This window comes from Paenibacillus sp. J22R67 (assembly GCF_059692175.1).
This window is the reverse complement of the sequence record NZ_JCAUAX010000012.1, coordinates 122493-135257: the sequence shown is the minus strand read 5'-3', so window position 1 is coordinate 135257 and position 12765 is coordinate 122493. Positions and strand designations below refer to the sequence as shown.

At 34.5% G+C, this 12765-nt stretch carries 11 protein-coding genes; all 11 read right to left on the bottom strand.

From position 1 onward, the window contains the following. Positions 1 to 174: 174 nt before the first annotated feature. The gene (gene hpf / locus AC58VC_RS31910) at positions 175 to 729 is read right to left on the bottom strand and encodes a ribosome hibernation-promoting factor, HPF/YfiA family (RefSeq protein WP_161410081.1); all 555 of its coding nucleotides are present in this window, start codon (positions 727 to 729) and stop codon (positions 175 to 177) included. Positions 730 to 988: 259 nt separating this feature from the next. Further along, on the bottom strand, positions 989 to 1186 hold the full coding sequence (locus AC58VC_RS31905) for a cold shock domain-containing protein (protein ID WP_028556842.1): 198 nt from the start codon (positions 1184 to 1186) through the stop codon (positions 989 to 991). 578 nt (positions 1187 to 1764) lie between these two features. After that, complete coding sequence (locus AC58VC_RS31900; protein WP_497375008.1) at positions 1765 to 2766, bottom strand: TylF/MycF/NovP-related O-methyltransferase; 1002 nt, start codon at positions 2764 to 2766, stop codon at positions 1765 to 1767. A gap of 12 nt (positions 2767 to 2778) precedes the next feature. Beyond that, positions 2779 to 3528 (bottom strand): class I SAM-dependent methyltransferase, encoded by a 750-nt coding sequence (locus tag AC58VC_RS31895; RefSeq protein WP_497374930.1) that lies wholly within the window; start codon positions 3526 to 3528, stop codon positions 2779 to 2781. Positions 3529 to 3550: 22 nt separating this feature from the next. Further along, positions 3551 to 4327: a phytanoyl-CoA dioxygenase family protein gene (locus tag AC58VC_RS31890; RefSeq protein ID WP_497374928.1), complete on the bottom strand. Its 777-nt coding sequence runs from the start codon at positions 4325 to 4327 to the stop codon at positions 3551 to 3553. Beyond that, entirely contained in the window at positions 4324 to 4872 is a 549-nt protein-coding gene (locus tag AC58VC_RS31885) for a GNAT family N-acetyltransferase (RefSeq protein ID WP_497374926.1), read from the bottom strand. The genes AC58VC_RS31890 and AC58VC_RS31885 overlap by 4 nt, the downstream gene beginning before the upstream one ends. Beyond that, complete coding sequence (locus tag AC58VC_RS31880; RefSeq protein ID WP_497374924.1) at positions 4872 to 5822, bottom strand: hypothetical protein; 951 nt, start codon at positions 5820 to 5822, stop codon at positions 4872 to 4874. Before AC58VC_RS31880 ends, AC58VC_RS31885 begins: the two co-directional genes overlap by 1 nt. Beyond that, positions 5823 to 6524, bottom strand: coding sequence for a WbqC family protein (locus AC58VC_RS31875; protein WP_497374922.1), 702 nt, complete (start codon positions 6522 to 6524; stop codon positions 5823 to 5825). Next, positions 6521 to 7624 (bottom strand): DegT/DnrJ/EryC1/StrS family aminotransferase, encoded by a 1104-nt coding sequence (locus AC58VC_RS31870; RefSeq protein WP_497374920.1) that lies wholly within the window; start codon positions 7622 to 7624, stop codon positions 6521 to 6523. Before AC58VC_RS31870 ends, AC58VC_RS31875 begins: the two co-directional genes overlap by 4 nt. A gap of 69 nt (positions 7625 to 7693) precedes the next feature. After that, positions 7694 to 10882: a glycosyltransferase gene (locus tag AC58VC_RS31865; RefSeq protein WP_497374918.1), complete on the bottom strand. Its 3189-nt coding sequence runs from the start codon at positions 10880 to 10882 to the stop codon at positions 7694 to 7696. Further along, on the bottom strand, positions 10875 to 12665 hold the full coding sequence (locus tag AC58VC_RS31860; RefSeq protein WP_497374916.1) for a glycosyltransferase: 1791 nt from the start codon (positions 12663 to 12665) through the stop codon (positions 10875 to 10877). Before AC58VC_RS31860 ends, AC58VC_RS31865 begins: the two co-directional genes overlap by 8 nt. Positions 12666 to 12765 lie beyond the last annotated feature (100 nt).

The following is a 12765-nucleotide window of genomic DNA, read 5'->3' as shown; positions in this document are numbered from 1 at the left end:
TCATCCATATAAACTGCCCATAACCCATAAAAGTTTCACGTTTTAACTTATTTCTATAGTATTGAATCGTTGACCGAAATGCATGCATCCAAAATAAACGTATCTACATAGCTTAATCAATAAAAAAGAGCCCAATTCGACAGAATCGAATCAAGCTCTTTGTGTATGTTTATTTTATTTGTAAATAGCAGGCTCAATTAATCCGTACTTTCCGTCATTACGCTTGTAAACTACATTGACAGAATCTGTGTCCATATTGGAGAAAACAAAGAAGCTGTGACCAACCAAATTCATTTGCAAAATCGCTTCCTCAACATCCATCGGCTTCAAATCAAAGCGTTTGTTGCGGACCAATTCAAAGTCTTCTTCCTCTTCCACAAAAGTGACAGGTGATGTTTCCATTTTGAACAAATCACGCTTGCCGCCTTCTTCGCGAATTTTGCGGTTGGTTCTTGTTTTATGCTTGCGAATTTGGCGCTCTAACTTGTCCACAACCAAATCAATCGAAGCATACATATCAGAATTGCGTTCCTCTGCTCTAAGCAGCACGCCCGTTAGGGGAATGGCCACCTCGATGGCTTGCAAATCTTTAACCACACTTAGCTTTACTTGTACATCGGATGTAAGGGGAGCTTCAAAGTACCTATCTAGTCTGTTTAATTTTTTCTCGACATAGTCCCTGAGGGCCTCAGTTACTTCAAGGTGTTCTCCGCGAATGCTAATGATCATAGTTAAACATCTCCCTTCCTACTTACAGTATACTACATTCCACCCCATCTTCATAATTCCTTTAAATTCCGAACATAATATGTATACCAAGAATAAACGACTTCGTCGTCCTTTTAGGACGAGCGCGTTTGTCAAGGTAGATGCGAAGCTAAAGTATAAAACTTATACTTTAATCTACGCAAAAAAACACCCCGGGATGACTCCCAAGGTGTGCATGTTCGTAGGTGTGTATACTAGCGGCACAGTTCGTGCCGAATGATTATAGTCTGCTAACGTTAGCTGCTTGCGGACCGCGTGCGCCTTCTACGATGTCAAACTCTACTGCTTGACCTTCGTCCAGCGTTTTGAATCCTTCGGATTGAATAGCTGAGAAATGCACGAATACATCTCCACCATCTTCACGCTCGATGAAACCATAGCCTTTCTCTGCGTTGAACCATTTCACTTTACCTTGCATAACGTACACATTCCCTTCGTTTTGAAAAATGTAAAAATCATAAGCAATTCAATAATGAAAGCCCTTACTTTTTGACTATATCACCCTCCTGCTTGACCTGTCAATTTGAAACTTGCCAATCAAGTAAATTTTTAGAAAATTCGGGTATATACAAGCCGTGGATAACTGCAGATTTTGTAGAATATTGTCGCCGCGGGCTTTTTTACAACTTATTAACAAAGTTATGCACATAGTTGTGCACATTATCCACAGGAGTGTTGTGGATGTAAAATTTAAATAAAACGAGTGTGTGTTGGGAGTTTGAGAAGCTGACACTTGTATGTATATAAAAAGGTACCCACAGCGTGAAGACTTTGGGTACCTCCCTACCTTAGAGATAGAAGTATATTCATTAACTTCAAAAGTTAAAATTTTATCAAAAATAAGATAATCCTTACGACTCTTGAAGTAACCAATGTTGTTATTATATTTATCAATAGCATAAGATCTGTTCCTAATCCAACTTGTTTAGCCTCATACCAATATGAATGCGTTAACTTCAGACTTGAAAAGATCAAATACTTTCTCAAGTTCGGCAATTATTTTGCAATTATAGCTGTACCGTAGACATCACTAACTGGAATATAGGGAATCTGCTGAATTGAACAAAAGTCACGCACAGCTGACTTCGCACCTTTGAATATTGAATTATTATAATCATGAACAAAGATATATCCACCTGGAACAAGTCTGGGGTAAAAATAACAAAGACCTTCATAGATGGGAGTGTATAAATCGGCATCAATACTTACAAAGGAAAATTTCTCCTCTAATCCTTGGGCTGATTCGGGGAAATAACCCTTCTTAATAATACATTTAGATGGGTCTGACATTTTATCCAGAACAATTTGTACACTAGTATCTCTAAATGAATTAGTTCCATTGACTATAAATTTTTCCTTTAAATCTACAGTGACATCTCTTAAATCAAAACCTTCAAATGTATCGAATAAATATAATTTTTTCTCAGGGAATGCTTTATTGATTAACTTTGCAAAATCTCCTTTATACACTCCAAGTTCCGCAACATTTCCTTCAATTTTTTTAGAATTTATTTCATTGGCTACTAACTCCAATGTCGATAATCTGACGAAGTCAATATTAGAGTCTATCATATTTATTGATCTGTTACGCCCTAACAATGGCATACTACAAATAAAAATCGATTCCAATTCTTTTATCGCAAACAGTTTAAATTTTTGTTTATTAGTCAGCATATCCATTTCGTCATTTAACTTCTCTTGCAGTTCATTAAGCGCTCTTGTTTCATTGATCTTAAATCCTATTATTTTTTCTTGAGGGACCAGCGAACGAATCAATTGTTCTTTCATTTCATCATAATGACCACTTGCAATAATTACATAATCATAGTTGTAACTTTGTATATCAGTAGGAGATATGATTTGCTTATTATCGAGTAACTTTCCTCTCATTGAAGGATCACTATTCACAAACGCAACAATTTCTGCTCTTTCATAATTTATGTAATCTTTTATTACACTGTACAGTCCACCCGAACCAAACATTAAAAGTTTATAAATAATGTCACTCCCTCACTTTCCATATATGTCGGACAATTTTTCTGTTCTAGAACAAACAAGAAAAATACTTGCGCACAAATTAGGATATTCCATGCCCAGTTTATAACATCCTTCAATATACTGCTCATCAATAATATTATTTTCGATTGCTTTATCCATCTGAAAATTAGCAAGTGCTTTAAATATAACTCCACCTCGATGGATGATATTTAATTGTGCTGATGTTGCATCTCTCTCAAGTGTATCAAGTGTATAGGTTCTTCTGTGTCCTTGTTGAAATTCAGCCTCGGTAATCGCAATATTATGTGTAATAAGTCCCATTTTCACTGCGATTTGTCTTGATGGCGCATACCCATTAGGAACAACAAGAAATAACCTGCCTGATTCAGAAAGCCACGAATTAATTTTTTCCAGTACAAACACCGGATCATCAACGTGCTCTAAGGTATGCATCAGAAATATCGCATCAAATTTTTCCTCAAAATGTAAAGTTTCAATAAACGAATGAACTATTTTAATCTTTGATCCCAATTTTTTCTTTGTATATTCTACAAGCTCACTAGCCGCTTCAACAACAGTTAAATCATCAAAGTACTTAGTTAATGTCTCTGTAAATTCGCCTTTGTAGCATCCAATTTCCAAAGCTTTTCCTTTCGGCAAAAATGGAAGGAACGATTTCATCATATACTCTCTGAGAATACTATCAAAATTATATGCATATTTTCTATTCTTATCTACGAACTCTTCATTTAAGTCTCTCAAAACGACAACTCCTTTTTGAAATTTATCCCTGATTAGATTTATATAATCTCTTTTCCCTAGGCTGATACCATTCGCTTAAATTAGTTGGAATCCGGGCATTATAACCTAAAATTTGCTTCAAATTCTCTGAAATTTCCGAACCAAATTCATCTCCAAAAAAACGAGGATAATCTAGTTGTTGTTTAATAAATGGTTTTGTAAAAGCAAGAGTAAGAGCTCGCCTCTCTTGATCAACTGTGTTTACACCTGCTGCATGCCAAAGATTTGAATTAAATAAAACAACGCTCCCCTTTAGACCTACAGCTCTTTCTGCATTAGAAAAAAACTCATCGTTTGTTGGTTTCTGAGGTTGTTTATGGGAGCCAGTTAAGAAATAGGTAGCTCCATTTTCTAAGGTAAAATCATCTAACATGATTAACATATTTAGCATAAGTGGCATTTCACCAGAAAAGTCCCTTATATCTCTATGCACTTTCCCAACGTATGATAATTTATTTTTAATATTCTTTACTCCACCAAAAGTATTCAAAATAAACTTACCCTTGAAATACTCTTCCATTTCTTCGATAAGTCCTAAGTTTTCGAGTAAATCAAGAAAACTTCCTTTTAAACAAACTAAATGATGTACCGTACCATCCATATTTTCTCCAATTCCATTAATCAATTGGATATCCCTACATATTTTATATGCATTTTCAAGTTCGTATACTAGCTTGTGAATTATATTCTCATCAAGTAAGGAATCAAATATAACCCAACCATTCACATCAATTGATTCTATAAAATTCTTTACTCTCATTTACTTTCCTCCAGTCTCTTGAAATTCCTGTTCCTCCCATACTCTTTACTCAGTATGGCGTATTGAAGAATGTTGCGATATTCACCATCTTTAAAAAGCGCTTCGAGAAAAACCCCCTCTTTTCTAAATCCAACTTTCTCATAAATATGTATGGCAGCAAGGTTAAAGTCGAAAACAGTCAAGTGAACACGATGCAAATTCAAATGTTCAAAAGCATGTTCTAACATGAGTTTTGTCGCAATAGTTCCGATTCCTCTATTATGGAATTTTTCATTTCCAATCATAATAGAAAATTCCGCATTTCTTGATATATAGTCAATGTTGGTTAAATTAACTATTCCAATAAGACTCTCTTGATTTTCTAACCATATTCCACATCTAATTTGAGATGATTTATTTTTCAAATAGTTTTCAAACCACAGCTCATCAGTTTCCAAATTGATATATCTAAAGGGTGCTCCTAGCGACCGCATGATAACCTTGTCGTTTCGCCAACTATTAATTATTTTAATATCATTCTTTGATATATCCTTTAGTATCACCATTATAAATACCTCCGAATTACCTCAACTATTCTTTCCATATCGGATTCATCGTATCTTTGGTCAATAGGGATAGGAACAAGAAAGTTAACTAATTTATTCTCAAAGCTATCAACATTCACACGCTCCAACACTTCTTTCCAATAAGTCGCAATATAAATCCTTTTTTCAATTAATACATTTTTCAATTCTTTCACTGAAGTAAGTAAAGGATAGACCATCGGGGCAGAAATGTTTTCAGTATCTATAGTCAACTCATTTGATTTAGCAAGTTGTGAGTGTAGATACATAAAATTGTTGATTCTTCGATTTTTACAATACTCATAATCAACGTTACTTAATATTTGACTCGTTAGTTTTGACATTCTCTTTAAAGGAGCTCCCGATAAGGCTTTCTCACTACTAACAAATTGCTCATAGCTTAATTGAGCACTTTGATCAATACGTTTTAATAAATGCTCATATCGAGTATAAGAAACATCCTGTTCTAAATCGATTGTTAAATTTACATTTGAATAGACATATCCACCGTCCACAACTCCAAAAAACTTTCTAGGTGAGTAGTACGAGTTTATCCCTTGCAAGGGCATAGAAAAAAACGATTGTGTATTGTCAATAACCAGTTCTTCATATTCTTGCGCAAGACGACGGACTTGAGCATCATTAATTCCAAAATAATTAACGTATAATAAGATTTCATTTTGTTTATGTTTTTCAGATAATATTGGCCTAAACAAAAAATCGATGCTATAAAATTCGTACTGAATTCCCAGTTCAATTAAAGGTTCAAGTACACTGTTGCAAATATAATTTGGTAAAAACACTTTCTGGGGCTTCATATTTAAAAGAATGTAACGAAATGCATTACGACCGCTGTTTAAGCCAATTGCATGCTTATGGTACAACCCCTTTTTTTGTAGTTCCAATTCATAAAAGCCACCTATTTCTTTCATTTATATCAGCTCATATTCTAATAATTTTTGTTTAATTTGATCCTTGGAATTAAACATCAGTAAATCAATAATCGATAATGAAGGAACAAACTCTTTTTGAAATTGGTAATATGGTATAGACGAATTCCGCAAAAACTTCAAAACTATCCCTTTATTTTCAAATTTACTCTTAGAATATATATCCAGACCCCCAATAGGATTAATATACTGACTGCTCCCCATTTTCTTACACATCTCGATTACTCGTTCTTCCGCTTTAAGATGATTATCTATCATTAATTCTGAGGAAGGGCGTATCAATGTATTAATATCTAGGTAATCACATATGATTCGAAGCTGGGTTGTAAGGAAAGAAGATACATTGTCATTTTTTTCGTTTAGTATTTGATTAATTAAATCCATAGCTGTATTATAATGCATTGCTTTTTTATACCAGATGTGTAAACTATTTTTAAATTTGGTCTTTTCCAACTCAAATTGAAGCGAAAAAAATCTTTGATTAATATTTAATAAATGAGACTCTTTTTTTACACTAAATGTAAACATGTGGGCTGAGTCGTTCAGTAATATCCTATTTCTATTAATCCAACCCCCTTTAATAAACTGAACATCATCGTGAATAATGAATTGGTCCACAGCGTTTATCAATTGAAAATATCCTATATACGGAAATAAGTAAGGTTGCATAATACCTAATTTCATATTACTTGTTTCCTTTTAGTAGATACATATTTCTTCACTATGCTAATGACTAAATCTTGTACTTCTATTTCAAGGCTATCGTATAACGGTAAGCACAGAATTCTAGAAGATAAATCTGTTGACTTAGGTGCTAATTGCTTGTTAGTTAAATAAGGTAAATCGGTTAATGATGGAAAGAAATATCTTCTTGGTATAATATTATTCAAATTCAGCTCTTCTACTACTTCAAGCAATATTTGTTCACTTTTAAAAACAAGAGGAAAATGACTATAGTTCAAAGTACTATGAGGGTTTACTTTCTGAAATAGCAAGCCTTCTACATCACTAAATGCAGTCATATACCTATCATGCCGAATCTTTCTATTTTTTACAATGACGTCTATATCGTCTAATACGCATATCCCCATAGCTGCCTGGAATTCATTTAATTTCGAATTAATTCCAAGTCCTACAATTTCAGTAGGAGAGACTATACCAAAATTTATCATACTTTGAGCCCTTTCATAGAGGGCATCATCCTTAATTATTAGTGCGCCACCCTCTATGGTGTGAAAAATTTTTGTTCCATGAAAGCTTATCGCCGAAATGTCACCATAATTCAAAATACTGTTTTTCTTATAATTAACACCAAATGCATGCGCTGCGTCGTAAATAACTTTTAAAGAATATTTATCAGCAATCTTCTGAATTTTTTCTACCTCACATGAATTAGAGTAAACATGTGTAGCTACAATAGCTGTTGTGTCTGATGTTATTTTTCTCTCTATTTCATCAGGGTCCAAGTTAAACGTTTTTAAATCAATGTCAACAAATATTGGCTTTAAGCCCTCCCAAACAAGAGAGCTTGTAGTAGCTACAAATGAGAAAGGGGTTGTTAATACGTCACCAGTTAAGTTAAGCAGTTTATAAGCTATTTGAAGTGCCAGTGTTCCATTAGAAACTAATAAAAGATTTTTTACCCCTAAGTATTCGGAAAGTCTTTCTGTTAACTCTTTACTAAATTGTCCATTGTTAGTTACCCACCCTGACTCGAATATTCTATCAACATAAGAATTAAATTTATCTCTATTCGGCAAATAGGTTTTAGTAACATTTATCACTCTTATCATCCCTATTCCTAAATATAAAAATCTTAAAATATATTAGACTATCATCCTATCTAACCCTGCTTATCTTTTATGAACAATATACAAATTATCTTGATTTGAAAGTCCATATTTTTCTGCTTCACTCACTCCGTATCTATCAGCAAAATTATATAACTCTACTTCAAACCCAGCTCCTTCTAATCTCTCAATATAGTCCTTTTTGGCATATACTCTAACATGATCAGCCTGTCCAAATACTTCTAGACGTTCTTCTGGTGTTGTAATAGAAAAGTCTTCATATGAATCCGTAATGTTGATAGCTAATGGCACTTGCAATATCGCCCAACCACCTGGTTTTAATACTCTATATAACTCCCTCATTGCTTTGCGATCATCAGGAACATGCTCCAACACATGGCTACATAAAATTACATCAAAAGTTTCATCTTGATAATGTATATCCGTCACATCTACTCTAATTAACGAATCATCCAAAGGGAATAAATCCCCTCCAATATAGGAGATGTTATCATAACCAGAAAGCCATTCTCGGATCGGCTTTTCGGGTGCAATATGCAGCAAAACATGATGACTATTCAACAAAACAGTTTCTTGTTCGAGATATAGACGATATAATCTCTCTCTATCCATCGCAGAGCAAGCGGGACAGAGAAAAGTTTCTTTGTTGTACATTTCAAATTCATATTTTGTGAAATCCAAATAATCCGGCCATGGATTGAACCCCGAAAATTTATTGTTACACTGCGGGCAACAATAATTATACTTAGCGTACAATATTTCGCTCATAGCGTAATTTATATATTTTTCAGCACAATTTTCCTCTAGCAAATCTTCCCTACCCAATTGAATAGAATTTTCAAAAATATTCAGCATACTTTTCAGGTGATTTCTGAGTGCATCTTTATAATCTTTTTCAACTTTTAAAAAACCGTCTTCCCTAGCACTCTTGATTATTTGGTGCCACTCGCCAATGGATGGTACGATAGTCGCTATGTCTCTTTGGTTCTGTGTGGCATGTTGTCTAAAATAGCTAAGAGGAGTAGCGATGTAACAAGCAAGTCCTTTTTTTAATAAAGAGAGCCATGTTGAAACATCAACCATTCCTTTAATAAATTCATAACCTTTGTAAACCCCGAAATCTTCATCTAAACTACTTCTTCTAAACATTGCTGTCGTAGGCTCGCCAATCACATTAATTCCACTTGATAATAAGAAGTTGCCAAGTCGGTCTCCATCTATTATTGTATCTTTAGGAAATAAAGATTGATTGAATGATAAGTCTTGTAATAAATTCCCTTCTTCATCAATTAATTTTCTATATGAAGTAACTAGAGTTATTTGGTTATATTTCTCTAGATAGCCTACCATTATTTCAACTTTTCTTTCATGAAACAAATCATCATCACAAAGATAATTTATGTATTTCCCCTTAGCTAAAGATAGTAGTTTTTGTAAATTATAATAATTTAATTGTCTCTCATTCTTAATGTATTGAATTTGCTTATATTCATTTAGGTACGGCTGAATCATAATGCCAACTTCATCATTCGTACTATCATCACAAATAATAATTTCAATATTTTTATATGTCTGATTAAGAACACTCTGAAGCGCCAGCTCCAAGTAGTGAGGCCTATTGTAGGCAGGAATCAACACACTAACTAATGGTTGTTGTTGTTTAATCAACTCGTTAATTTCATCGAGTTTCTTATAAAGTAATCTATGGAATGTTCTGCTAGTTGCATATAGCTGTTCTGTTCTATCCTCATCATCAAGTTGCCCTTCAATCTGATCGAAATACCGTATTGCAGTTTTTATCGCCATTTCATATTTATTTAAATCAGCAAAGAAACCTCTTTGAGGACTCTTTAATATTTGGTGAGCCAAATCGCATAAACCACCAATAAGCATTTTCTTTGACTGCAGTTGCTGCTCGCCATGCTTTCTATAGTAACTGAGCGTTTCCGCAATATAGACAAGCTTACCTTTGGCAAGAAGATCCCCCCATGAAGCCATGTCTACATTGCATATATATTGTCGGCCACCAAAACATCCAAATGGCTCTTCTAAATCATTTTTTCTAAATAATGCTGTCGTCGGCTCACCAATGAAATTGAGCACATTCCCTAACATCATTTCTCCAGCTTCAATTCCGTCCATAACAGTGTCTTTTTCGAAGATACGTGCCGTAGCTTGAAGCTCTCCAGAGGAATTGCCCTCCGTATCAATTAGTTGACGATGAGAGGTCACCAATGTAATTGATTGTTCCTTATCCTCCATAAAATACTTCATCATCTTCTCGATTTTGGTAGGATGGAATAAATCATCGTCCATTAAGAAATTCACATATTCACCTTTAGCAAGTTCCATGCATTGAATATCGTTTTCGAATTGGCCCAAATTTACTTCATTTTTGTAATAACGAATATGGTTATACTTTATCAAATAAGATTGAACAAGTTTGAAAGTTTCATCATTTGTACTATCGTCACATACAATTATCTCAATATTTTTGTAAGTTTGTTGAAGGACACTTTGCAAAGCCAACTCAAAATAGTGTGGTCTGTTGTAGGTTGGAATCAGAACACTAACTAAAGGATAGAGACCCTTTGAATATTCGTTCAGAAACTCCTGTTGTTCCATAACTTGATTAACTTCTTGTTTATCATACAGACACCATGGGGAATGTTGATAGACAACACCCACTTCATATCCTTGTCCACGGTACTCAAGGGATTGGGATAGGGCAAGCATATCCGCACCTTTGAATAAATCATCTCTCCATGGCATATCAAACTGGGTTGCAATTAAAGGACCCTGGATAGCTTGAACCTCAGTATAACTGCCTACAACCTCAGCATAGGATACTAAACTCATCTTCTTGTCGATATTGGTATATATTTCGCCATATCGATTAGCAAGAATGTCGCCTGTTGGATTCTGAGAGAGCTGACCGCCAATTAATCCGACCATGCCAAGTTTAGCGTTATGTTTAAATACATCCAATAACTCAAACAAGAAATTTTTGTTAATGATGAGTGCTTCCTCTTCCATATACACTTTATACTTAGCATCCGAGTTATTCATCACCTGATTGTAGCCTGCTGCCAGGCCATTCAAATTCTCTGCCGCGACGACCTCCACCTCATAGCCTTCTGGAATACGAAGCGAACTTAGATACTTTAAAGATTCTTCATAACGATTCATATTACTAACGCAATAAATAAAACAGATTTTAGTATTATTCACGAGCAAGCTCCCCTCTCAAAGCGTCAATCGTTTCAATGATTTGTTCGCTTTTTTCTGTGACACGCTCTAAGAAATTCAAGGCACTACCATACTCGCCTAATTGCACAAGGAACATTCCCAAATTCTGCAAAGCCGACTCGTTTAGAGGATTATAAAGTAACGACTGGTCTAATAAGGGAATAACCATTTCGTATAATTCATTCTCAGAACACGTACAAGCTAAAAGATTAAGTAACTCTGATTTCTGAATAATGGCATTTTCAACTACTTCTAGTATTTGTTCAGTTTGAACATTATGACTATTAATGAATGCAACTAACGTTTGGAGATCCTCGTCTTGATCAATATTAAATTCTACTCTTCTGAGTAGATGTTTAAGGGTTTCATCTTCTGGTGCCACAAGTGCATCATCAAGTATATTGTGAATTTGTTGACCGTTAGTCACTTCTATCTCCTCAACGCCTGCCTTTATTAAAAAACTCTCTATAAGATAAGCTGTGCTGGAAGATAATTTCAATAAATTAACTGCATTACTGAAAAACTCTCGTTCGGGCTCAGTCATTTCATCCGATGTAATACCTACCATGCTAATATGCTTGAATTCGGTCTCCTTAAATAGAGAATCAATTTCACTTAAGGTCAGATACTGCTTTTCTTCTGCACTGATCGTACCCGAAATAAAACTTAGCACTACTTTATGATGAAGTCTGTTAGGAATACTAAGTAATAACTCTCCACTTGCCTTTAGCAAAGGCTTGTATCTCCGAATAATTTCCGAAGGATTATTACAGAACGCTTCACTATCAGAAATTAAAATGTAATCAAAATATCCTGCTTCTATTTCAAATTTTTCATCTATAATAACTTCAGCAAACCGTTCCGTTGATTTTCTGCACATCTCATTCGATTCAATTCCAAACAACTGTGCCTGGGGGTATAAATGCTTAATTCTAAGCAATGTTCCACCGCAAAGACATCCAACATCCAGTATTCTAGTAACTTGATCTCTAGGTTTGTCTATCAGCTTAACTAAATCTTCTCTAATGATGTTGCAGGTTTCTGCGTCGAACCCCCAAATATCCTTAAATTTCTTTCTATTCGTCATTAATAATTCTGCATACTTACTGTTATTCTCTTTGAAAGATGCGCTGCCATAATGATGAATAAACGTATCCCTACAAACCATTAATCTATAGCCACTTAGCCTAATTCGCAAAGAGTAATCATCATCTTCATAGTTCCCCGGAGTGAATACTTCATCAAGTAAACCGATCTCCTGCACGACAGATGTTTTTATTAACATACAGAAACCCACAAGCTTCAAGCATTCCTCCCATTTGTTAGAGTCCGAGATATTGTAAGTTGCTGCAAATCCATGCATTTCGTCTAATGTGGAATAGTTCGTAGGTATTTTCTGATAATAAGAAATATTATTAGTTACAAGGCCAACAGCACCAACTTGCTCTTGGCTATATAAACAAGTGATCATATTAGTTAACCAATTCGAAGTAACAATCGTATCATTATTTAATAAAAGAATGTTGTCTCCGGTTGCAACTTCGATACCTTGATTGCAAGCTTTAGGAAACCCAAGATTCTCTTGATTAATAATTAATTTAATGTCATTTTGCTCCGATAGCCAAGCTACTGTTTTATCTGTGGAGTTATTATCTACAACAATAATTTCATAGGTACCATTTTCAGTATAGTTCCTAATACTTTCAATACACTGTTGCGTGTACTCAAGCTTATTATAGGTCGCGATCACAATGCTTGTTTTCAATGGATTTCCCCCGGAGCATAATATTTAATTGCTTATCCATTATTATCGACATTTTAGTATGATTTAGTTAGTAAGAAACGACATCATTCTTGTTATTCTG